The 21,926-nt window shown below is 52.2% G+C and carries 20 protein-coding genes and 1 pseudogene; 7 read left to right on the plus strand and 14 right to left on the minus strand.

Annotated features, from left to right (window positions below; genetic code table 11):
• The first annotated feature begins 482 nt into the window (after positions 1–482).
• The 6 genes from ACI2J2_RS14720 (at position 483) to ACI2J2_RS14745 (ending at position 3,945) form a co-directional block, all read left to right on the plus strand.
• Complete coding sequence (locus tag ACI2J2_RS14720; RefSeq protein WP_404760351.1) at positions 483–581, plus strand: hypothetical protein; 99 nt, start codon at positions 483–485, stop codon at positions 579–581.
• Positions 582–657: 76 nt separating this feature from the next.
• On the plus strand, positions 658–906 hold the full coding sequence (locus tag ACI2J2_RS14725; RefSeq protein WP_346828385.1) for a ribbon-helix-helix domain-containing protein: 249 nt from the start codon (positions 658–660) through the stop codon (positions 904–906).
• Between the two features lie 3 nt (positions 907–909).
• Positions 910–1,185 (plus strand): type II toxin-antitoxin system RelE/ParE family toxin, encoded by a 276-nt coding sequence (locus tag ACI2J2_RS14730; RefSeq protein ID WP_404760352.1) that lies wholly within the window; start codon positions 910–912, stop codon positions 1,183–1,185.
• Positions 1,186–1,477: 292 nt separating this feature from the next.
• Positions 1,478–2,113, plus strand: a complete 636-nt coding sequence (locus tag ACI2J2_RS14735; protein ID WP_404760353.1) for a carbonic anhydrase — start codon at positions 1,478–1,480, stop codon at positions 2,111–2,113.
• Positions 2,114–2,321: 208 nt separating this feature from the next.
• A complete protein-coding gene (locus ACI2J2_RS14740) occupies positions 2,322–2,618 on the plus strand; it encodes a helix-turn-helix transcriptional regulator (protein ID WP_404760354.1) in 297 nt (98 codons plus the stop codon).
• A gap of 4 nt (positions 2,619–2,622) precedes the next feature.
• Positions 2,623–3,945, plus strand: coding sequence for a type II toxin-antitoxin system HipA family toxin (locus ACI2J2_RS14745; RefSeq protein WP_404760355.1), 1,323 nt, complete (start codon positions 2,623–2,625; stop codon positions 3,943–3,945).
• 97 nt (positions 3,946–4,042) lie between these two features.
• Here ACI2J2_RS14745 and ACI2J2_RS14750 read toward each other — a convergent pair whose 3' ends face one another.
• The 6 genes and pseudogenes from ACI2J2_RS14750 to ascF form a co-directional block, all read right to left on the minus strand.
• The gene (locus tag ACI2J2_RS14750; protein WP_404760356.1) at positions 4,043–5,014 is read right to left on the minus strand and encodes a 5'-nucleotidase; all 972 of its coding nucleotides are present in this window, start codon (positions 5,012–5,014) and stop codon (positions 4,043–4,045) included.
• A 167-nt stretch (positions 5,015–5,181) separates the two neighbouring features.
• Positions 5,182–6,300, minus strand: a complete 1,119-nt coding sequence (locus tag ACI2J2_RS14755) for an HNH endonuclease (RefSeq protein ID WP_404760357.1) — start codon at positions 6,298–6,300, stop codon at positions 5,182–5,184.
• A gap of 254 nt (positions 6,301–6,554) precedes the next feature.
• Positions 6,555–6,863: a hypothetical protein gene (locus tag ACI2J2_RS14760; RefSeq protein ID WP_404760430.1), complete on the minus strand. Its 309-nt coding sequence runs from the start codon at positions 6,861–6,863 to the stop codon at positions 6,555–6,557.
• A 54-nt stretch (positions 6,864–6,917) separates the two neighbouring features.
• A pseudogene (locus tag ACI2J2_RS14765) lies at positions 6,918–6,998 on the minus strand (ash family protein); the annotation flags it as partial.
• A gap of 218 nt (positions 6,999–7,216) precedes the next feature.
• The gene (locus tag ACI2J2_RS14770; RefSeq protein WP_404760358.1) at positions 7,217–8,647 is read right to left on the minus strand and encodes a 6-phospho-beta-glucosidase; all 1,431 of its coding nucleotides are present in this window, start codon (positions 8,645–8,647) and stop codon (positions 7,217–7,219) included.
• A gap of 223 nt (positions 8,648–8,870) precedes the next feature.
• Positions 8,871–10,316, minus strand: coding sequence for a PTS cellobiose/arbutin/salicin transporter subunit IIBC (gene ascF / locus ACI2J2_RS14775; RefSeq protein ID WP_404760359.1), 1,446 nt, complete (start codon positions 10,314–10,316; stop codon positions 8,871–8,873).
• A 285-nt stretch (positions 10,317–10,601) separates the two neighbouring features.
• On the opposite strand from ascF, the gene ACI2J2_RS14780 reads away from it, so the two are divergent.
• The gene (locus ACI2J2_RS14780; RefSeq protein ID WP_265555859.1) at positions 10,602–11,624 is read left to right on the plus strand and encodes a LacI family DNA-binding transcriptional regulator; all 1,023 of its coding nucleotides are present in this window, start codon (positions 10,602–10,604) and stop codon (positions 11,622–11,624) included.
• A gap of 50 nt (positions 11,625–11,674) precedes the next feature.
• Here the strand turns inward: ACI2J2_RS14780 and yjiA are convergent, their stop codons facing one another.
• The 8 genes from yjiA to ACI2J2_RS14820 all read right to left on the minus strand — a co-directional run bounded on the left by yjiA (position 11,675) and on the right by ACI2J2_RS14820 (position 21,415).
• Positions 11,675–12,637, minus strand: a complete 963-nt coding sequence (gene yjiA, locus ACI2J2_RS14785) for a GTPase (RefSeq protein WP_265555858.1) — start codon at positions 12,635–12,637, stop codon at positions 11,675–11,677.
• Positions 12,638–12,652: 15 nt separating this feature from the next.
• A complete protein-coding gene (locus tag ACI2J2_RS14790; RefSeq protein ID WP_004953088.1) occupies positions 12,653–12,856 on the minus strand; it encodes a YbdD/YjiX family protein in 204 nt (67 codons plus the stop codon).
• A 264-nt stretch (positions 12,857–13,120) separates the two neighbouring features.
• Positions 13,121–15,301, minus strand: coding sequence for a carbon starvation CstA family protein (locus ACI2J2_RS14795; RefSeq protein ID WP_265555857.1), 2,181 nt, complete (start codon positions 15,299–15,301; stop codon positions 13,121–13,123).
• A 381-nt stretch (positions 15,302–15,682) separates the two neighbouring features.
• Complete coding sequence (locus ACI2J2_RS14800; RefSeq protein ID WP_404760360.1) at positions 15,683–16,567, minus strand: LysR family transcriptional regulator; 885 nt, start codon at positions 16,565–16,567, stop codon at positions 15,683–15,685.
• Positions 16,568–16,626: 59 nt separating this feature from the next.
• Entirely contained in the window at positions 16,627–17,319 is a 693-nt protein-coding gene (locus ACI2J2_RS14805) for an MgtC/SapB family protein (RefSeq protein ID WP_209634702.1), read from the minus strand.
• Between the two features lie 113 nt (positions 17,320–17,432).
• Positions 17,433–18,215: an ABC transporter ATP-binding protein gene (locus ACI2J2_RS14810; protein WP_404760361.1), complete on the minus strand. Its 783-nt coding sequence runs from the start codon at positions 18,213–18,215 to the stop codon at positions 17,433–17,435.
• A gap of 675 nt (positions 18,216–18,890) precedes the next feature.
• The gene (locus tag ACI2J2_RS14815) at positions 18,891–19,682 is read right to left on the minus strand and encodes an ABC transporter ATP-binding protein (protein WP_404760362.1); all 792 of its coding nucleotides are present in this window, start codon (positions 19,680–19,682) and stop codon (positions 18,891–18,893) included.
• Positions 19,683–19,693: 11 nt separating this feature from the next.
• Complete coding sequence (locus ACI2J2_RS14820) at positions 19,694–21,415, minus strand: ABC transporter permease (protein ID WP_404760363.1); 1,722 nt, start codon at positions 21,413–21,415, stop codon at positions 19,694–19,696.
• Positions 21,416–21,926: the final 511 nt, after the last annotated feature.

Raw genomic sequence — 21,926 nt, forward strand, 5'->3', positions numbered from 1 at the left:
AAGTGAACAGTGTGACCAGTTTTTCTATAAATCTTTTTTTTCAACCTCCAAGAAAGAGAACCCTGTGTTCAGAAAATACCCGTGACAATTTATGCTTAGTTGCGCTTCCGGTTTGGGTTCGTAGGACGGAACCGAACCGAAATTTTTTATCTGATTGAATACTGGTCGAAAATGCAGGGGGGAAGGATTAATTTTCTGATGTATCACAGAATTTATACTGGGGGCACAAAAAGGGGCATAATCTCGAATTATATATAGTTATTCTATATATTTCATTGTGTTGGATTGTTGTTTGAGTCCGGCCTTCGCACCATTAGTACAGCGCGAACAGGAAGCCACCGAAAGGTGGTTTTTTTGTGCCTGCGATTCAGTATGGATTCCCCTTCCCACTAAATTAACTCTCTCAAGGTCAACCGACTTCAACGTACATCTCCTGATCACCTGCATAAGCAGATGGCTGACGACGACCTGATTTTCCGAAAGTGGGGAATGTACACATTACGTTTAAACGCCTGGATCCGGTAGAGAAGATGAACGAGATCGTGGCGAACCACGACCTTGAAATGCTACCAGCAAAATGAGCGGTGATGTTTTTATAAGCAGAAGCATGTTAAGGTTAATAGGAGTTATTAACTGTTATTAAACGAGGTAGTCCCTATGGGTTCGCTTACTAAACAAACCATCAGCGCACAGATACCCGTTGAGTTGGCAGCTGCTGTCGAAAATCTGGCTATTGAGTTGGATCGTTCTAAAAGCTGGATTATTAAGGAAGCCTTGACCCGTATGCTGGCCGAAAGTGAACGGCGTCACCAGAGCATCCAGGCCGGTCTTGCTGATGTGGATGCCGGTCGTGTAGTGAGTCATTCGGACATGGTGGATTTTGCCAATCGTTTAAAGAAAACCTGATAAATGGAAATTTACTGGACGCTTAAAGCTCAGGATGACCTGGAACGTATCTACCGTTTTGCCCTTCAGTACAGCCGCCAGCATGCCGATGACGTTTTAGATCGTTTGATCATTGGCAACACCGCTCTTACAGCACACCCGGCAATTGGCGTACAGCAGAGTCGCTATGAACCTCGGGAAGTTCGAAAAGTATTATTCGATGACTACGAGGTTCACTACGAGCTCCGCGACGCTTCCCTTTACATCGTTGATCTCTGGCATACGAAAGAAGAACGATGAAGAGCCGCTCTTCTCATTAGTGAGTATTGCTTGCTGATGGGAAACGCATTTATGTGTTTTTTACTCTTTGCAGAAGCCACCGAAAGGTAGTTTTTTTGTGCCTGAAATCCAGCCCCGCGAGTTTTTCCTACCTTACCTAGATTTATCCATCAACGGATTGCCGCATCTCGTCATTGCCACTTTTGTAGGCCGTTGTGCAGTTGCTTCTTGTTCATTTCCGCCAAAGAGATGCTGGACTAACCGGGAGTGATGATTATCATGTTATCGATACTACCGATCCAGAGAGCGTGTTATGCAACATATCATTGAAGGTTTCCTCAGCTTCCAGAAAGAGATTTTCCCTCAGCGTAAGGAACTCTTCCGCAGCCTTGCCTCCAGCCAGAACCCTAAAGCGCTTTTTATTTCGTGTTCTGACAGCCGCCTGGTACCCGAGCTTGTGACTCAGCAAGATCCGGGGCAGCTTTTCGTTATCCGTAACGCAGGCAACATCGTTCCTTCCTTTGGCCCGGAACCGGGCGGGGTGTCGGCGACCATTGAATACGCGGTAGTGGCACTGGGCGTCACGGATATCGTGATTTGCGGGCACTCGAACTGTGGTGCCATGAAGGCGATAGCCTCTTGCCAGTGCCTTGACCCGATGCCTGCTGTGGCCCACTGGTTGCACTATGCGGACGCGGCCAAAGCGGTGGTAGAGAAGAAAACCTGGAATAACGAAACCGACAAAGTTAACGCTATGGTCGAAGAGAACGTCATCGCCCAGCTAAATAATATTAAGACTCACCCGTCCGTTGCCGTGGGCCTGCGCAACAACGGCCTGCGCCTTCACGGTTGGGTGTACGACATCGAAAGTGGCGAGATCCGCACGTTGGATAAAAATACGAAGAATTTCGTGTCACTGGCGGATAACCCCGAAGTTCACTTCGAATAACGTGATATCTGGCTTTGGCTATGACATTGAATCCACGCTTCGGCGTGGATTTTTTTTAGGGATAAATTTAGCTAAGTTAACAGTCTTTAGGCTGTATTTATCATAAAACACCCTATAGGCTGTATTTTGCATTTACAGCCTACGGGGTGTAATGTGAACCATACAGCTTATAATCTGTACACAGCGATGAGGCAGCGAGCCGCTATCTATGAATACCCTATATCCGTTAAAAACACTAAGCCAGCTACGTCCTTTACTGGTGGGTTTTCGTAAAGCAAAAGGTCTGACGCAAAAAGACGTCTCTGAGAGGCTGGGCGTCACCCAGCAGACCTATGCACGCATGGAGTCAAACCCGACATCAGCCAGCCTGGAACGTCTGTTTAGGGTGTTTAATGTGCTGGGTATTGAAATGGTGTTTTCATCAGAGCTTACCCCTCCGGGATGTGAAACCGAGGAAGCTTCTACAGCTCATATAGACTCACCCGCCAGACGGGAACAGTGGTGATGATATGCGTCGTTTGCAACAACGCTTAGCTATCTGGATGAACGGTATTCCGGTGGGATACTGGGAAAAGCGCAAAGGTGAAGGTCGGCTGGAATATCTGCCTGACTGGATTGCTGATAGTCAGGGGAGGCCTTTGTCGCTTTCGTTGCCGTTCACACCGGGGAATCAGCCTTATCGTGGCAACTTAGTGCGCGATTATTTCGATAACCTGCTGCCTGATAGCGAGGGGATCCGTCGCCGTCTTGCAATGCGTTATCATGCCGAAAGTCTGGATCCCTTTGATTTACTGGCTGAGCTTGGCCGTGATTGCGTTGGCGCTATACAGCTTCTTGATATTGATGAGCAACCCACACATATCTTTTCCATCAGGCAGCGCCCGCTTTCAGAGGCGCAAATTGCCGAGATGCTTCGTAATACTGCCGCGGTGTTACCGGGACAACATGGCCAGGATGACGATCTACGTTTATCTATTGCCGGTGCTCAGGAAAAAACAGCGTTGTTGTGGCATGACAATCAGTGGTGTTTGCCTGAGGGAAATACGCCGACCACGCATATTTTCAAATTAGCGCTGGGGCTGGTGGGGAATATGCGGGCCGATATGAGGACATCTATCGAGAATGAGTGGCTCTGCTCTCTGATTCTTGAGCACTATGGTGTGCCTGTCGCAAGAACGGCTATTGCGCAATTTGAAGATCAAAAGGCACTGATCGTTGAGCGTTTTGACAGGAAGCTATCGAGTGATAGGCAATGGTGGATACGCCTGCCTCAAGAAGATATGTGCCAGGCTCTGGGTGTCTCACCGCTGAGGAAATATCAGTCTGATGGTGGCCCTGGCATTACAGATATTATGGAAGTTCTGAGCCGTTCAGATCAGGCTGAAACAGATCGCAGACACTTTTTTAAGGCACAGATTATTTTTTGGTTGCTTGCCGCGACCGATGGTCACGCAAAGAATTTCAGTCTTGCGCATTTACCGCAGAATCGTTACCACCTGACGCCCCTGTACGATGTGTTATCCGCCTGGCCAGTGATTGGCCCGGGGAATAGCCAGATAGCCTGGCGGAAGTGTAAACTGGCAATGGCCGTTCGCGGGGGCAGTAACCATTATCTCATTAATCAGATCCGACGCCGCCACTGGATAAAACACGGTGAAATAACCGGGTTAGGGCAACAGGAGGTTGAATCTATTATTGAAGAGCTGCTGGCGGCGACCCCGGGAGTTATTGATCTGGTCGCTGGACTGCTGCCTGCTTCGTTTCCGCCTGAATTAGCGGCATGCATTTTTGATGGTCTCAGGCAGCAGTGCGCGCGGTTGGCGGGGAGATAATAAGCGGTGCTGGTAAGGAGTAGATTGCCGATCATGTTGCCCCAGATATTGGGGCTTAATCACGTATAATTTACCCGCTTGGCATCCAATTACAATATCAATTCTTCGTATCTGCCGCTAAGTAGAGTCCAGAAGTTTTTGCATAAGGCACTTTACCTGAAGGCACAATCTTTGCTGCTGCATCCAAATGAACATCTTGATCATCAAAGAAGATATGTGGTCTGAATGCTTTTAAAACTTTGTCTTTTCCAACACCGCCGAGAAAAAATGCTTCGTCAACGTAAACGCCCCAGTTGCGTAGCGTTTTAATCACTCTCATCTCTGATGGGGAGTTTCTTGCAGTGACTAAAGCAATACGGATTGGGGAGTATTCTATTCTTATTGGCAGACGCTCTTGAAGTTTTGCCAACTTTTTGAGCAATGTAGCATATGGGCCCTCCCCCATAGGGATGTCTTGCTGTGCATTCTCTTGAGCGTGGAATGCTGCTATCCCTTGTGTTTTATAGACCAATTCACTCTCATCTGAAAAAAGTACGGCATCTCCATCAAAGGCAATTCTGACTTGGCCTTCAGGGATCTCTGGAGCATCTGCGGGAGGATCTTTCAAAATGGCTGCAGCACAGAAACAAGAGTCAATTACTTTCTGTGCATCAGCAACATTTGTCGTCAGAAAAAGGTCTACATCAAATGCATCTAAGTAATCGGCAACCGTTTCTCCAGCGGTGAACGCCGAACGTGAGATGTTCAGCTTATCGTGGCGGATTGTGTTTAATACGCGAATACCGGTCTCTGGGCTATTTCTAGACATAACAACGACTTCTACTAACGGCGATGTATCCTCGGCTTGTTTATGCTGGTTTAGCCCGAGTAATGCTTTTATTAGTGGATAGCCAGTCCCAGGCTTGAGTGGTTCATTTTCATGCTCTAGCATATAGGCACGATATTGCTCAATTGCACTGTCGGGGTCTGTCACCGATGTCTCTTGAAATATACGATCCGACTCACTCATATCAAACAGTGCGGTAGCACTTATACCAATAACCAAAGTATTACTCAGATCTAATGCCATTATTACTCTCCTATCAGAGCCCACTCATGCCATTAACAAAGATATCGATCATACTGCGGATTTTGTCATACACGTGAGAACGAACTGTTCTACGTTCAATAATTCTAGGATCATCTCTTTAAACACCATCCTCGAACACTTCTACTCAAATAGTTTTTAAACAATGGCTATTTAAAACTCGCTTCTTTCAGCTCCAACTTCACCATTAAAGTCTGGTTCAGCGCTTTTCCATCAGCACCACTGTGGATCCGGCGGTGGCAGGTAGGGCAGATGGCGCCAACCCACTGCGGGTGATCGGGGCCTTCATCGGCCAGGCGTTTTGTGTGGTGAGGTTCTAGATAAGGATCGCCATTCTTTTTCTGGAACGGTGCGGGTTGCTCGCAGGATTCACAGATGCCATTGGCGCGTTGAAGTACGTATTTTTTCACGTCTTCGCTGCGTTTGAACCAAGAGTTTTTGCTGTCACTCTCTTTACGCTGGCCTGTCATCATGGATGATTTTATCGCCTTGGCGCGTAGCTGCTCGAGTGTTTCTTTCTTTGGGTCTACTTCTGATGTAGTGGTGTCATTGTCTACGTCTTGAGCAGAAGATACTCGGAATAAATTAAAAACTATCCCTTGCCTCATGTTTTTTTCGGTATCTAGACATTGGGTGTAATTCCATGAATCGCACTCAAACAATCCAATAAATTTTACGCCCGTACGTTTTTTATTATATTCAAATAAAAGTATATCCCTACCATTATCTTTATGGTCTCGGATATGTTTATTACCGTTGGTAAACGCCATGTCACCTTTCTGCCCCTCTCCCGTGTAGGAGAAGTGGTCGTCGTTAGACCATCCGTCTTTGTACCCATGCGTTTCGCCAGCCTCGCCGGTGAAAATGAAGATCACGGGGAATTCTTTGGGTGTCGATATTCCGCCTTGCTCTTGCCCGCCGTAGAGGTCGTGGAGGTCTTTACGTTTATAAAGTTCACCTTTCTCTAATTTCTCCAGAGGATGCGGCGTTTCAACTACCTCGAGGCCGAGTTTTTTTAACTCTTGGATGACCGTTTCTAGATTAACACTGAATTTTACTTTATCTGATGGTTCACCAATTTGGAGAATATAAGCTGCGGTGGCGATTCCATTAATGTCGTACAGGGATTTATTATAACGGACCTTGTGTGTTCTTATTTTTTCAACTTTATTTTTCTTAAGGAAATCATCATAACCTTGGTTGTTATATTCTTTGATTGCGTCTAAAACAGCCTCTTTCGAAGATAACATTGCGATCTTTATAGCCAAAACATTCCCCTCATTGCAGAACGGATTCTGATCAATGCGTTTGCGTACTGCCAGCGGCCATGCGTCATTATCCAGCAGTTAACTCATCGATTTATCGAATGCGTTAACTATGCCAGGCCACGGGGGAAATGCCTACCTTCGTGAATGTGTTTATCGTGATATGTCAGTCAGATCTATGAGATTTACCAGGGTGATAAGAACGGCACAAAACTAATACCGTTCTTATTATTTGTTTTGGCTTTTATTTTAACTTATCAGCTCTGGCATTCCATCTCGCGCAGAGCACGGCCATAAAGGTTGCACAATGCCGGTACTAAGTGAGCCGTTGCGTTGAGGTAGTGATTTAGCTGTTCCCACTGGGTGTCGTTGGGCTGCGGGTTCTTTTGCATTAGCTCACCGAACAGTATTAGGCCATGACATAACCCTTCGGCCTGTTCGGCGGAGAGGGCGGCAAGGTCTAAGAGTTGTGTTGCGTCTAAGGTGCTGAGATCGAGCTGATTGAACAGTTGGCGATAGAGGGTGAGGGTGCTTGTCTCGGGTTGTGAGGTGGAAGTGTTTTCCATGTGGTTGCTCTCCTTAGTGTGGTGCGCTGCTACCACATGAGACGCTAAACCCATGGTGGTAGCCCAAACGGAGTTAGCGTTACCGGACACTAAGGAAACCGGCGCTTCTTGCGAAGCCTCCGCCTGGGCCACCATAATTCTGGATGTTCAAGGCCCCAGCATTATATACATAATGCTGCTCAGTGTATGTTCGGAACGCTAACTCCGGCTGCGGATTGTGCCGCAGCCGGGAGACTATAGCGCTGACAAAAAGGCGAAAAAATAGGCTGTATAGAATTACAGGGGCTTACTGCTCAATCTGGAATGCGGCTCGCAACAATCGCCATTAGCGGCTCTTGCCGCCGCCAAATCCATCACCCCAAATCCGCCCCATTACTGGCAATCACCTTCTTATACCACCAGAAGGATTTCTTGCGCGTACGGGCGAGGGTGCCGTTGCCGTGGTCGTCGCGGTCGACGTAAACAAAGCCGTAGCGCTTGCTCATTTCCCCGGTCGATGCCGCCACCAGATCAATGCAGCCCCAGGTGGTGTAGCCGATCACCGGTACGCCGTCGGCGATGGCGTCGGCCATGGCACGGATATGTTCCCGCAGGTAGCTGATGCGGTAATCGTCCTCAATCTCGCCTGCGGCATTGAACTCGTCGTGGGCGCCCAGGCCGTTTTCCACCAGGAACAGCGGCTTTTGGTAACGGTCGTACATCATGTTCATGGTGATGCGCAAACCCAGTGGGTCGATGCCCCAGCCCCAGTCGCTGCGCGGAATATGCGGGTTGGTCAGGGATTTCACCACGTTGGCGGCGCTGCTGTTGTTGTCGTTCATGTCGGCAGACGCGCAGCGTGAGGCGTAATAGCTGAAGGAGACAAAATCGACGGTGTTCTTCAGGATCTCGGCGTCGCCTTCTTCCATCGCGATGCTCACGCCTTTCTCGCGGAACACCCTCGCAGAGTAAGCAGGGTAAGCACCGCGGGCCTGCACGTCGATAAAGAACAGGTTCTCGCGGTCTTTCTCCAGCGCGGCCCACACGTCTTCCGGCTTGCTGGACCAGGGGTAGAAATTGCCGCCGGCCAGCATGCAGCCCACCTGGTTAGCGGGGTTCACTTCATGCGCGATGCGGGTCGCCAGGGCGCTGGCCACCAGTTCGTGGTGTATGGCCTGGTATTTTACCTGCTCGGGGTTTTCGCCGGCTTCAAACACCAATCCTGCGCCGGAGAACGGGCTGTGCAGCACAATGTTGATCTCGTTGAAGGTGAGCCAATACTTCACCAGCCCGTCGAAGGCTTCAAAGCAGGTGCGGGCATAGCGGGTGAAAAACTCCACCATCTTGCGACTGCGCCAGGAGCCGTATTCGGTCACCAGGTGCATCGGCACGTCGAAATGGCACAGCGTCACCAGCGGCTCGATGCCGTATTTACGGCATTCTTCGAACAGGCTGCGGTAGAAGGCGATTCCCTCCGGGTTAGGCGTCAGCTCGTCGCCGTTCGGGTAAATCCGGCTCCAGGCGATGGAGGTGCGGAACACGGTGAAGCCCATCTCCGCCATCAGCGCAATGTCGTCGCGGTAGCGATGGTAAAAATCAATAGCGTCATGGCTGGGGTAAAACTCGTCTTCGCGCAGGCTAAAGCGCTTCTCCAGGCCCAGCTTCACCGGCATGCGGTTGGGGCCATGCGGGATCATGTCAACCGTGGTCAGCCCTTTGCCGCCCTCGCGATAACCCCCCTCCGACTGGTTGGCGGCCAGGGCGCCGCCCCATAAGAACCCTTGCGGGAATGTTGAATCAGACATGTAATCCTCAATTACCCGTCATACTTGAAGCTGCCTCTGTGTTGGCTGCGTTACAAGACCCATCCGTGGCTCTTGCCCTTTCGGGGCCGCTGCAAGCAGCGTTCAAATCTGTTCCTGACAGATTTGTCGCACACCCCAGTCACTTAGTTGACTAAGCTCCTGGGGATGTACGGCCTTGCCGCCGTGATGCAACTCCAATTATTTAGGGTATAAAAATAGTGCGTTAATGGACAACGTTAGCGGTATTTACCGCAGGCGCAGTGGCCGCCGTTGGCGAGGCTTCGCTTTCCGGAATGTCTTCAAAGCCCAACAGCAGCGTGAGCACGAACGACAGCACCACAGAAAGCACCATCACACCGCCGACCCAGACAATGCTCATCGGGTTCGTCGGGTCGAAGAACTGCACGCTGGTGAACAGGCCGGGCGAGGCCATCGAATGGCTGGCGAGCCCACCAATGCCGGCGACGGCACCGCAGATAAAGCCGCTGATCAGGCTGGCGATCAGCGGGCGTTTGAGGCGCACCGCCACGCCGTACAGCGCCGGTTCGGAAATGCCCGCCACAATGGCGGAGGCGGCCGCGGCCAAGGCGGTCTGGCGCAGTTCGCGGTTCTTGGTTTTGAACGCCACCGCTAGCGAAGAGCCGCCGAGCGACAGGTTGGCGCCAATCTCTGACGGCATCACCATGCCCTCTTTGCCGGTTTCGGCGATGGTCTGAATGATGGTCGGGGTGAAGACGCGGTGCATGCCGGTCATCACCAGCAGCGGCCAGATCGCCCCCATAATGGCGACGGAAAGCCAGCCCAAATAGCCATGCACGGTGTACACCAGCGCCGAGATCCCGCTACCGATCCAGATGCCGAGCGGGCCGATAAACACTATCGCGATCGGCGCGGCGATCAGCACAATCAGCATCGGCTTAAGGAAGTTTTTGGTCACCGCCGGGGTGATGCGGTCTACCCAGCGCTCGATGTACGACAGGATCCAGGTCATCACCAGCGCGGGGATCACCGTGTAGGTGTATTTCACCGCCGTCACCGGAATGTAAGCGAACTCAACCGCCTGGCCCTGCGCCGCCTTGGCCATCAGATCGATAAAGTTAGGGTGCAGCAGTACACCAGCAATGGCGATCGCCAGCGACATATTGGTTTTGAATTTAAGGGCGGCAGAGGCCGCCACCATCACCGGCAGGAAGAAGAACGCCCCGTCGCCAATCACGTTCAGTATCACCAGCGTCGACGAGCCTTTGTCGAACACCCCGGCCATATCCAGCATCATTGCCAGTAGCTTCACCATCGAACCGCCGATAATGGCGGGGATCAGCGGCGACATGGTGCCGACCAGCGCGTCGAGAATGCCGGCGCCGATGCCTTTCAGGGTGATTTTGCGCTTTGCCGGCACGGCGGCGGGGGCGTTGCCCGGCAGGCCGAGCGCCAACACCGCTTGATAGGCTTTTGACACCTCGTTACCGATGATCACCTGGCACTGCTCGCCGCTGTGCACCACGCCCATCACGCCGCTAATCGCTTTGAGTCTCGGCGTGTCGATCAGCGCCTTGTCTTTCACCACGAATCGCAAGCGGGTCATGCAGTGCGTAACGGCGTCGATGTTGCTGAGACCGCCCAACGCATTCACGATGGCGGGTGAGATCTCTGCGTAGTTCTTCGGCATAAGGTTGTCGTCTCTTCAGATATGAATTCGGATTGCCCAAAGGCTCACTTTTACTGCCTGGGCGATCCGCCGTTCCATCTGAATGAAACGCCCACAAGAAACCGGTTTCACAAAATAATGCTGATCTGTTTTTTGTCTGGCAAGAATTATGATTTTTGGGTTTTTCGTTTCGTGAACCTGGTCACTTTAAGGCCGAAGGGGACGGCAGCGGCAGGCGTGAAAAGATTTCAAACGGGGGGCGTCTTGGGTAGACTGCGCTGAACCCTGGATTTTGACGGCGCAGAGATGGCAACAATACTTGAGGTGGCTAAAAGGGCGGGCGTGTCGAAAGCGACGGTGTCCCGCGTGCTGTCCGGCAGCGGCTATGTCGGCCCGGAAAAGCGCGAACAGGTAGAGAAAGCCATTGCCGAGACCGGCTATCGGCCCAACCTGTTGGCGCGCAATCTCGCCACCAAAACTACCCAGACCATCGGGCTGGTGGTCACCAACACGCTGTACAGTGGCAACTACTTCAGCGAGCTGATGTTTCAGTCGGCGCGCATCATGGAAGAGCACGGCCGCCAACTGATCCTGGCGGACGGCAAGCACACCGCCGAAGAGGAAAAGGCCGCCATTCAATTCCTGCTGGATCTGCGCTGTGACGGCGTGATCATCTACCCGCGCTTTCTGTCGATTGCGGAGATGGACGCGATCATTTCCCAGCATAAACAGCCGATTCTGGTCATCAATCGCCGGTTAAGGCTGAACGACAGCTACTGCATCTTCAGCGATCAGCACGCCACCAGCGCGACGGCGGTCAGGCACCTGATCGAACAGGGGCACCGCGATATTGCCTTTATCACCGGTTCGCTGGATTCACCCACAGGGCTGGAGCGGCTTTCCGGCTATAAAGCCGCGTTGGCGGAGCAGGGTATCGCGGTCGATAGCGACCTGATTGTCGAAGGCAAGTGGAATGCGCAAAGCGGCATGGCGGCGGTCGATGCGCTGCTGGCTAGCGGCTGCACGTTCAGCGCCATTGTTGCCAGCAACGACGAGATGGCCATCGGCGCCATCAAGCGGCTGACAGAGTGCCAAATCCCGGTGCCGTCCGCCGTGTCGGTGATAGGTTTTGATGACATCCCGCTGGCACCTTATACCATTCCCTCGCTCTCCAGCATGAAAATGCCGGTGACCGACATGATCAAGGAAACCATCAATCGGCTGGTGTCGATGCTGGATGGCGGCGAGCTGAGCAAACGCCCGGCCTTCCCGGCGAGCCTGATCCTGCGGGATTCTGTAGCGGCGGGGCCGTATTTTCAGAAGGGGTAAGGGGCAGAAATGGGCTGCGCGAGCAAAGGCGCAGCCTGATGAACTTAAGGTTATGTCAGGTCGGCAAACCGCTGGCGGATCGTCTCCTCCGGCAAATCCACACCGATAAACACCAGGGTGCTGCGGCGCTCTTCCTCTGGCAGCCACTCGCGGTCCCAGTCGGCGTTATACAGCCGTTGCACGCCCTGGAACAGTAGGCGGCGCGGCTCGTCCTTGATCGACAAAATCCCCTTATAACGCAGCAGGCTGTCGGCGTATTCCAGCAGCAGGCCCTCCATCACTTCGGATATCTGCATCAGTTCCAGCGGTTGCTCGTGGTACACCACAATCGACGTAATGTTGTTCTGCGCCTGCGGGATGCGGCGGAACAGCGGGGCAGGCGGCGTCAGGGTCAGCTTGTCGTTCAGCACAAAGCCTTCGATGTCGAACAATACGCCAAGATCGATATCGCCGTGCGTCACTTTATACACCGGTGCGCGGGCATTCATCTGCTGTAGGCGTTGTATCAGCGCTTCGCAGTCCGGTGCCACGTCGGTTTTGGTCAGCAGAATGCGGTCGGCGTAGCCCACCTGCGCCTGTGCGATGCTGAACTGGCTGAGTTGTTGATCGGCGTGTGCGGCGTCCACCAGGGTGATGATGCCGTCCAGCAGGAAGCGTTCGCAGAGGATCTCGTGCGAGAAAAAGGTCCGGGTGATCGGGCCGGGATCGGCCATGCCGGTGCATTCGATGATCAGTCGGTCGAACGCCAGCTGGCCGCTGTCTACGCCGTCCAGCAAGTCGAGCAGTGCGTCTGCCAGCTCGTTGGATTTGCTGCAGCAGATGCAGCCGTTGCTCAGAGTAGTGATGCGGCTGGCGCGGTCGCCAATCAGCGCGTTGTCGATCGGCACTTCGCCGAACTCGTTTTCAATCACGGCAATCTTGTAGCCGTGTTCGGCGTTGAGAATATGGCGGAGCAGGGTGGTTTTACCGGCACCCAAAAAGCCGGTCAGAATGGTGACTGCGATGGGTTTCATTGCGGATCCTTTTAACTAACAACAGCGCATACCGCCTTTACCGTCCCCACCGTAGCGGGCCTGCTGGCGTTCGCGGAAAAACTCTTTATAGGTCATCACCGGCTTGTCCGGGTGGTTGTCTTTCATATGCTGGACGTAGGTATCGTAGTCAGGCACGCCAACTAACATGCGCGCCGCCTGCCCGAGATATTTACCCGCCTGGCCGAGATTACCGAACATAAACCTTCTCCCAAAAATTACCCTGCATACCCTTCGTCTTTCGAACCGCAGCGGTGTTGGCTTCATTCACGAATCCCAGTCACTTACTTGAGTAAGCTCCTGGGGATTAATGAGCCTCATCCCTGAGGCTCACCCTTTGGGCCAGCGCAAACGCTGTTCAAATCGGTTCCCTACCGATTTGTCGCTCATTTGCCGCCTTGCTGCGGCTCGAAATCCATTGGGTACTACTTAACTTTCATTATGCAGGGTATCCGTTAAATCACATCAGTGCTGCGGTGAAACTTTGACGTCCCCCTCAGTTACGCCGTGGGAAGGCGCTTCTTCAGGCACCGGCACGTACGGCGTTTCCTGGTCGCTGCGGTTCGGGTTTTTGTGCGCCGCCATGGCGGTTTTCACCCCGTAGAAGATGATGCTGTACACCACCAGCAGGAACAGAATGCTCAGCCCGGCGTTGGTGTAGTTGTTCACCACGATATGGTTCATGTTTGCCACCTGCTGGGCGGTCAGCTCGGCACCGCCTTCAGCGATTTTGCGCTTGTACTCACCGGCTTGGAAGAAGAAACCTTCGAGCTGCGGGTTGTCGCTGAACAGCTTCAGGCCCAGCGCGTAGGTGGTACAAATCAGCAGCCACACCGCCGGTAGCACGGTGACCCAGATGTATTGGGTGCGCTTCATCTTAATCAACACTACGGTGCCCAGCACCAAGGCGACGGCAGCCAACATCTGGTTGGAGATGCCGAACAGCGGCCACAGGCTCTTCACGCCGCCGAGCGGATCGACCACCCCTTGATACAGCAGGTAACCCCACAGGCCGACGCAGCCCGCGGTGCCGACAATCCCGGCCACCAGTGAGTCGGTTTTTTTCAGGAATGGCGCAAAGTTGCCCAGCAAGTCCTGCAGCATAAAGCGGCCGGAACGGGTACCTGCATCCAGTGCGGTCAGGATGAACAGCGCTTCAAACAGAATACCGAAGTGGTACCAGAAGCCCATGTTGGCACCAGGGATGATCTGGTGGAACACGTGGGCGATACCTACTGCCAGCGTTGGCGCGCCACCGGCGCGGTTCAGTATGGAAGGTTCGCCAATGTCTTTGGCGGTCTGCAGGATCTGTTCCGGGCTGATGACAAAGCCCCAGGAACTGACGGTCGCTGCCGCATGGGCACTCACATCACGCAGTGACGCCATGATCATCGGCGCATCTTCGGTCCCCAAACGGTGCAGGTCTGGCATGGTGATGCCCAGTGCTGCCGGTGGGGTGTTCATGGCGAAGTACAGGCCAGGTTCGATGATGGAAGCGGCAACCAGTGCCATGATGGCAACGAAGGATTCCATCAGCATCGCGCCGTAACCGATAAAGCGTGCGTCTTTCTCATTGGCCAACAGCTTTGGCGTGGTGCCGGAGGCGATCAGCGCATGGAAGCCGGACACGGCGCCACAGGCGATGGTAATGAACAGGAACGGGAACACCGAGCCTTTCCACACCGGGCCAGTGCCGTCGATAAACTGGGTCACCGCCGGCATTTTCAGCTCAGGGTTAAGGATCACGATGCCAATCGCCAGCCCGACGATCACGCCAATTTTCAGGAAGGTCGCCAGGTAGTCGCGCGGTGCCAGGATCAGCCATACCGGCAGCAGGGCAGAAACGAACGCATAACCAATCAGCGTAAAGGTGATGGTGGTGTCTTTAAAGGTCAGCGCCGGGCCCCAGTACGGGTCATGGGCGATGACGCCGCCGAACCAGATGGATGCCACCAGCAGCACGATACCAATGACCGACACTTCACCCACCCGACCCGGGCGCAGGAAGCGCATATAGACGCCCATAAACAGGGCAATTGGCACGGTGGCGCAGACGGTGAACACGCCCCATGGGCTTTCCGCCAGCGCTTTCACCACGATCAGGGCCAGCACCGCCAGGATGATGATCATAATCAGGAAGCAGCCAAACAGCGCGATGGTGCCCGGTACCGGGCCCATTTCCTTTTTGATGATCTCACCGAGCGATGCGCCGTTGCGGCGTGAGGAGATGAACAGCACCATAAAGTCCTGCACCGCCCCCGCCAGCACCACGCCACCCAGCAGCCACAGCGTGCCGGGCAGGTAGCCGACCTGCGCAGCGAGCACCGGGCCGACCAGCGGGCCGGCACCGGCAATGGCGGCGAAGTGGTGGCCGAACAGCACGTTCTTGTTGGTCGGGACGTAGTTCAGGCCGTCGTTGTTGACCACGGCCGGCGTCGCACGGAAGGCGTCCAGCTTCATCACCTTGGTGGCGATGTACAGGCTGTAATAACGGTATGCCACCAGATACACCGCCACCGAAGCGACGATGATCCACAAGGCGCTGATGTGTTCGCCGCGGCGCAGTGCCACTACGCCCAGGCAGGACGCGCCGAGTATCCCCAGCAGCATCCAGGGTATGTGTTTTAAAATCCCCTCTCGGTTCATTGAGATGTCCTTAGTTAAAATCTGCAAAAAAAATTAGTGAGTTAATCCGCTTATAAGATGTTTCAGGCACGCGGCCTGGGTGCGGATAACGGTCGGGTATGAACTCTAAATAATTCGAGTGGCATCGAGGCGGCAAGGGAGTGAGGCCCGATGAGCTTACATAAGTAAGTGTTTCGGGTGAGCAATCGTAGCCAACAATGATGCAACTTGAAGTATGACGAGTTTAGGAACAGCTCATCATTGCGGGTTGGGACTGGGGAAGACATGCGAATTTCAGTCAGCGGTGCTATAGGGGCGGTAAGCGGTCAAAAAACAGGGGTGAGCGGTTGGGCGCCACCGACGACAACGAGATGAACACGGAGCGTCAGTGGGCTGAGTCTTTCAGGCGGGTTGTATGGCCTGCAGGATATCGATGAATGCGGTACTGAGTGGGGACATTACCGGCTCATTGCGGGTGAAGATATAAAATTGTGCACTGATGTCGATCTCTTCCGCGGGCATCTTTTTCAGGTTCAACTGTGGCGCATATTGCGCGACAACCCGGTCGCTTAGCAGTGCAAGATAGCCCTGTTGTTTGACCAGACACCAGGTAGCCAAAAAGGAATCGGTCTCCACGATGTTCCCGTTCGGTGTGTACTGGCTGGCGATGTCCTTAATGGTGGCGTGGCCTACTGAACATGAACGCGGTACCACCCATTTGGCTTCGGCTAGCGGCAGCGTGGCCGTCGCTTTATCCCCGTTTTGATAGAGGGAGAAATGCTCGCGGGTGAGCGCCTGCATGGCCAAGTCTGCGCAGGTCGTGTTGTTGCTCAGGCTGCATAGCACCAAATCCAGCTCGCTGTTTCTGAGTTTAGCAATCAGCCCCTCTGGCGAGTCTTCAACCAGGGTCACTCTGGTGTGAGGGTAGCGTTGGTTAAAGCTGTCGATCGCCTCCCCGAGATAACACAACAAGGGGTCAATGCTCATACCCAACCGCAGGTATTTCTCCCCCGAGCTGCTCATTCCCCGCAGTTCATCAATCGCATTTCTCAGTTGATTAGTGACCCGATCTATCTTTTGATAGAAGACCTCTCCAACCGCAGTCAGGCGTACGCCGCGGTTGCTGCGCTCCAGCAGGCGAGAGCCAATGTTCGCTTCCAGTTCTTTGATTATACGGCTAAGCGTAGGCTGTGAAATGCCCAGTTTTTTTGACGTTTCAAGTAAACTTCCACAGGTAACAATTTCTTTGAAAATAGTCAGATGAGAAAATTTCGGCATATTCTTCATGGTAAATCTCTCTATTCGGAGAATAAGGCATGGCAAGGAGGAAAAGACCCTGTCCTGCGTTAACCGGAGCCGGCGATGCGGCTGTAGTAGGCCTGTTTCATCATGCTGTCGCCCAGCAATTTATTGATGGTCCGGTCTAGCACCAGGGTGGTGACGGAAGCAGGCATCAGCGTGGCGGTAATTTCTACGTCGTCATCACCGAAGGGCTCAATATCCAGATGCGAGATGAAGCAACTTTCTGCCTGTAGCACCTTTTTGAATTTGGCCAAGGCATCGCGCTGTTCGTGTTCGAAGGCGATCACGCAGATTTGGTAGGTGGACTCACCGTTAACGTCGTTGAACGGCTGCTTATTCACCATATTGACGATAGGGCGCAACAAGGTATTGGCTGCCAATACATACAGGGTGGCAGCCAGCGCATCGCCATACAGGGCGCAGCCGGCACAGGCACCGACCGCGGCGGAACCCCACAGTGTGGCTGCGGTATTCAAACCTCGGATATTCATTCCTTCTTTCATGATTGCCCCGGCGCCGAGAAAGCCAACGCCAGAAACCACATAGGAAATAACCCGTACCGCGCCGCCGCTGCCGTCAATCGTCATAGCCAGATGTACGAAGATTGCCGCGCTGGTTGCCACCAGGGTATTGGTGCGCAACCCTGCGGTGCGCTGGCGGAATTGCCTTTCGTAGCCAATGACGGCACCTAACCCGGACGCAGTAAACAGCGTCAGTAATGTATGAATGAAATGCATGATAAATACTCAATGTATTATCCGCTTATCATGAACCACCCATCGGGGGGTAATTCTTGATAAACAGGTAGTTAATACGGCAGGCAGGACACCTGCCAAGCCGCGGTTTCCGGTTAATGTGCGCTGGCGATTTGCTGGCTGAGTGCCTCACTGATTTCCTCTGTCAGTGCTTGCATTCCTTGGCGGGTTCTCTCTTCGCGACGTAACCTGATGTGGTAATAGCCTTTAAGGGTGCCGGGTTCAGATCCTAACAGGACAATGCGGTCCGACATCATCACCGCCTCCTCTACGCTGTGAGTTACCAACACCATAGAGCGGGTTTTTATTTGCCGAGTCATCCAGATCCGCAGCAGATCGCGACGCAGATTTTCGCCGGTAAAAATATCCAGCGAAGAAAAGGGCTCATCCAACAGTAGCAACATGGGTTCTACCGCCAGCGCACGGGCAAAACCCACACGTTGGCGCATACCGCCGGAAAGTTCTCGTGGGTAAGCGTCGCGATAGGGGGTCAGGCCGACCAGATCCAACATTTTCAGGGTCTGGGTTTCGATCACTTGCTGCGGGAGATCCTGAGCCTGCAGGCCGAAAGCGATATTTTGGTCAACGGTCAGCCAAGGGAAAATGGCAAAGGTCTGGAATACCATATTGATCTGTGGATTAGGCCCCGAAACCTTTTTTTCTCCGATCATGACGGTGCCTAAATCTGGCTTGATGAGACCGGAAATAATGCGCAACAGGGTAGATTTTCCCGAACCGGACTTGCCCAATATACTGACGATTTCATTATCGTAAATCTTAAAGTTTATTTCACTCAAGACTAAATGACTTTTCTTTCCGGCAAGCTGAAAACTCTTGCTGACGTTATTGAGCGTTAGCAGACTTTTTCTATTGATCATGAAATACCCTTTTTAATCTATTAAAAAGTATGTGCATAGAATATTGCCCGCAAATGGGGTGTGAACATGAATGCCATAATTGCAGGCGAAAACATGCCGGACCGCTTGTCGGACTGTTAATAAAAAAGGCGTTTTATGGGGTGCTGACAGGGCATAAGCATCCTGCAGAGCCAGGAACGCTTAAGCAAAAAACCGAAGGGAAAAGCGAAAAGGGGTGTAACGGACTCACATCCTGACACTTTCAGGACGCAATATGATGACTATTGCTCCTGGTCCTTCAGTAAATTCAACAAACCATTAAACAACGAACCGTCGCCGTCCATATAATTTCCTCGTTATTTTTCATGGGAGGATAATAACCGTAATAGCGTGCATTGTTCAACGGTGCGAAGTTGTTTTGTCTAATCAAAATGTAATTTAATATTAATGCAGGAGAGGGAACCTGTTTTGTTTAAACGGGATGTAAACCAGATTGGTTCATAAATGAATATTGCCATCAATTATTTGAAATATAAACCGTAGGTAAACGGAATTGGAAATAATAATGGCAGCGTTATTCAGGATTATTATGGGGAACCGATTTGATGTGTTCCCCCTCATGCTTGTTTACGAGTAATTGCAAAGCCTCAGCGTAGGTACATCATCCCATCCTGAGCCAGTGATAAACATGGCGGATTACGATGACGCTTGCGATACCGCGATTTTTTTATACAGGCAGTCCGTAATCTCTTCAGTAATAAGACGCATATTTTGCCGATTGCGCTGTGGGGGCGGGACAGTGATGGTGAATTGATCGGCTATTTGTCGACGGGATGCATCCAGGATGATCACCCGGTTGGACATCATCACCGCTTCTTCAACGTCATGCGTCACCATCACCATGGCGCGAGTGCTGATTCTTTTTGCTATCCACAGCGCCATGAGATCCTGACGCAGTTTAAGCGCGGTAAAAATGTCGAGAGAAGAGAATGGCTCATCCAGCAACAATACTTTGGGCTCCACGGCCAACGCCCGGGCAAAGCCGACGCGTTGGCGCATACCACCGGACAGTTCACGTGGCCTGGCTTGTTCATAGCCTGTCAGGCCAATCAACTTCAACAGTCCTCCGATTTTTTCAGCGATCGCTTGTGGGGGCAAACTCTGTGCCAGTAGGCCAAAAGCGATGTTGTCGTAAACGGTTAGCCAGGGATAAAGTGCATATGATTGAAATACCATACTGATACTTTCATCCGGGCCTTTGAGAGGGACGTTTTCCAGGCTGACTGTTCCACTGTCGGGGAAGAGTAACCCGGCCAATATGCGCAGCAGGGTGGATTTCCCCGAGCCGGACTGGCCCAGGATAGTGACAAACTCTCCCTCATGAACGGTCAGGTTAACCTTCTTCAACACGGTTTTTGGCCGGCCATTTTCACCGATGAAGGTTTTAGTCACCTGCGTAGCCTGGAGAATAACGTTTTGAGTTTCCATGTCTTACCTCATCAATCGTATTTGAATTTGGTTTCTGCCAGTCGGTACAGTGGCTGCCAGACGAAAATGATGCACAGCGCCACCAGCGCGATCATGGCGGTACAACCCAATGCGGATTCTGGGTTTTTGCCTGCATCAGTCACCACAGAAATGAATGCGCCCAAACCGGTCGTACTGAGGGTGGTGCTACCCCACTGAATCACCTCAGCAGCAATCGCACTGTTCCAGGCCCCACCGGCGGCGGAAATGATGCCTGTTACGATGTAGGGGAAAATCGCCGGCAGCATGTAATAACGCCACCAGTTGACGTTTCGTAGGCGAAAGGTTTTGCTGACTTCGGTAATCTGCGTAGGGATGGCCGATACGCCAGCTATTACGTTAAATAGCACGTACCACTGTGTGCCCAACATGATCATGGGAATGGCCCACCAGCCGAGATCCTGATGATAAATAGCGATGAAGGCAGCGATCAGCGGATAGAAAATATTGGGCGGGATGGCCGCCAGGATCTGGATGATCGGTTGAAAGAACTTCACCCGTCGTGGATTCATGCCAATCCACACCCCCAGCGGTGTGAAAATGACGATGCTTAACAGCATGGCCGTCACGACGCGGGCCGTGGTCAACAGCATCCACTCTGGCAGCATGCTGAAATACTGTTTAGGGAAGTATTCCCACAGTTGATAGCCAAACCAAACGCAAGCCATCACCACCGCGAGATACCAGAGACTGCGCCACAGCCAATTGCCTTTGGCGACAATACGAAACAGATGATGTAAACCCAGCGCATACCAAACCCGCGGTAATTTGAACAGCCAGAGATCTGCCAGCACACGCAGCGTTCCGCTGAATGCCGCTCCGACATAAGAGAAAGTCAGGCAGTTGTAAAACCATGAGCCGCCTTCCGCCCGAGTGGCGGTAACGTCTTCGTATTTGAAGCGCGAGGTATAACGTACCAGCGGACGGAAAATCAGTTGATCCAATACGACAATGTTGGCAACCAAGGCGATCACTGCAAACAAGATGGCCTGAATGTTCTGTTGCGCCAGCGCCTCGGCGATATAGGAACCTACGCCGGGCAATGCAATAGAACGATCGCCAACCGGGATCGCTTCAGACGCGACCAAGGCAAACCAAGCGGCGGATTGCGAGACCATGGCATTCCATAGCAGTCCTGGGACCGAATAAATAAACTCCAGTCGCCAGAAGCGCTGCCATGGGTTGTAATTAAAGCTGCGTGCGGCCTCATCCAGCTCATGCGGAATGATGCGTAATGTCTGATACAGCGTCAACATCATGTTCCAGGCCTGGCCGGTGAATACCGCAAAGATGGCGGTACATTCCAATCCCATTACGCTGTGCGGATAGAGATTGAGGAAATACACCGTGGTGAAGGTTAAGAAACCCACCAGGGGGACTGACTCCATAAAGTTGACGAAGGGCAGGATCACCCGGCGGAGGGGGACATAGCGGGCTGCCAGTACCGCAAAGACGATAGAAAACAGTAATGACCAGGCCATGCCGATGATAAAACGCATGCTGGTTCTCAGCGAATAATAAAAAAGGTTCCAGGCATCGAGACTCATTGCCGGGGTATTCTTCTCATTAAATCCACTGTGCATATCACCCCAGGCTCGGATGAAGAAGGCTATAAATAACATCCCGATGGCGATGACGATAATGTCGTTTAAATAGTACTTCTTAAAAATAGATATACCCTGGTTATTTTGCATAATGCAGACCCTTTATTTTCCCAAAAATCCGGTTTTTGACATGGTGAATACGCCATTGCTGGGAGAGAAAGACGGCTGTAGCCATTTTTATTGTGTTTTTTTAATCGTGGACGATCCGCTTTTGGGACGTTTGATGGGCAATTTATCAGTTTTAAATCATTGGCATAGCAGGATGCCATCGATGAAAAACCGAGTGTCTGCCGCATTCTGCTTCTTTCAGAATGCAGCGTAGAGGGCATTACTGAAAGATACTCAATAGCGTTAGGCTGACATTAAATATGTCATCGTCCACTGGCCCTCCCTTGATGGAAAAATACAGGGAGAGGGTAAGGTTTTTAGTTAATGGAAATCAATTGAGTGTCGTATATTTTTATAATATATATGTAACAGGATGAAAATTCATTTTATAACGGATGTATTCATTAATTAAATATAAGTGACAGGTATACCGCTGATATTCATCTCAGCGGTATATACGCAGAATGGAAGGCGGCTTTCACGAAAAGTCAGT

Origin of the sequence: Serratia sp. NPDC087055, from assembly GCF_044900985.1 — a bacterium.
Lineage (GTDB): Bacteria > Pseudomonadota > Gammaproteobacteria > Enterobacterales > Enterobacteriaceae > Serratia.

Excerpts from the sequence above, each read along its gene's own strand:
- ACI2J2_RS14725 (WP_346828385.1), top strand. The coding sequence starts at position 658 with ATGGGTTCGCTTACTAAACAAACCATCAGCGCACAGATACCCGTTGAG.
- ACI2J2_RS14730 (WP_404760352.1), top strand. The coding sequence starts at position 910 with ATGGAAATTTACTGGACGCTTAAAGCTCAGGATGACCTGGAACGTATC.
- ACI2J2_RS14735 (WP_404760353.1), top strand. The coding sequence starts at position 1,478 with ATGCAACATATCATTGAAGGTTTCCTCAGCTTCCAGAAAGAGATTTTC.
- ACI2J2_RS14740 (WP_404760354.1), top strand. The coding sequence starts at position 2,322 with ATGAATACCCTATATCCGTTAAAAACACTAAGCCAGCTACGTCCTTTA.
- ACI2J2_RS14745 (WP_404760355.1), top strand. The coding sequence starts at position 2,623 with ATGCGTCGTTTGCAACAACGCTTAGCTATCTGGATGAACGGTATTCCG.
- ACI2J2_RS14750 (WP_404760356.1), bottom strand. The coding sequence starts at position 5,014 with ATGGCATTAGATCTGAGTAATACTTTGGTTATTGGTATAAGTGCTACC.
- ACI2J2_RS14760 (WP_404760430.1), bottom strand. The coding sequence starts at position 6,863 with ATGGAAAACACTTCCACCTCACAACCCGAGACAAGCACCCTCACCCTC.
- ACI2J2_RS14770 (WP_404760358.1), bottom strand. The coding sequence starts at position 8,647 with ATGTCTGATTCAACATTCCCGCAAGGGTTCTTATGGGGCGGCGCCCTG.
- ascF (WP_404760359.1), bottom strand. The coding sequence starts at position 10,316 with ATGCCGAAGAACTACGCAGAGATCTCACCCGCCATCGTGAATGCGTTG.
- ACI2J2_RS14780 (WP_265555859.1), top strand. The coding sequence starts at position 10,602 with ATGGCAACAATACTTGAGGTGGCTAAAAGGGCGGGCGTGTCGAAAGCG.
- yjiA (WP_265555858.1), bottom strand. The coding sequence starts at position 12,637 with ATGAAACCCATCGCAGTCACCATTCTGACCGGCTTTTTGGGTGCCGGT.
- ACI2J2_RS14790 (WP_004953088.1), bottom strand. The coding sequence starts at position 12,856 with ATGTTCGGTAATCTCGGCCAGGCGGGTAAATATCTCGGGCAGGCGGCG.
- ACI2J2_RS14795 (WP_265555857.1), bottom strand. The coding sequence starts at position 15,301 with ATGAACCGAGAGGGGATTTTAAAACACATACCCTGGATGCTGCTGGGG.
- ACI2J2_RS14800 (WP_404760360.1), bottom strand. The coding sequence starts at position 16,567 with ATGAAGAATATGCCGAAATTTTCTCATCTGACTATTTTCAAAGAAATT.
- ACI2J2_RS14805 (WP_209634702.1), bottom strand. The coding sequence starts at position 17,319 with ATGCATTTCATTCATACATTACTGACGCTGTTTACTGCGTCCGGGTTA.
- ACI2J2_RS14810 (WP_404760361.1), bottom strand. The coding sequence starts at position 18,215 with ATGATCAATAGAAAAAGTCTGCTAACGCTCAATAACGTCAGCAAGAGT.
- ACI2J2_RS14815 (WP_404760362.1), bottom strand. The coding sequence starts at position 19,682 with ATGGAAACTCAAAACGTTATTCTCCAGGCTACGCAGGTGACTAAAACC.
- ACI2J2_RS14820 (WP_404760363.1), bottom strand. The coding sequence starts at position 21,415 with ATGCAAAATAACCAGGGTATATCTATTTTTAAGAAGTACTATTTAAAC.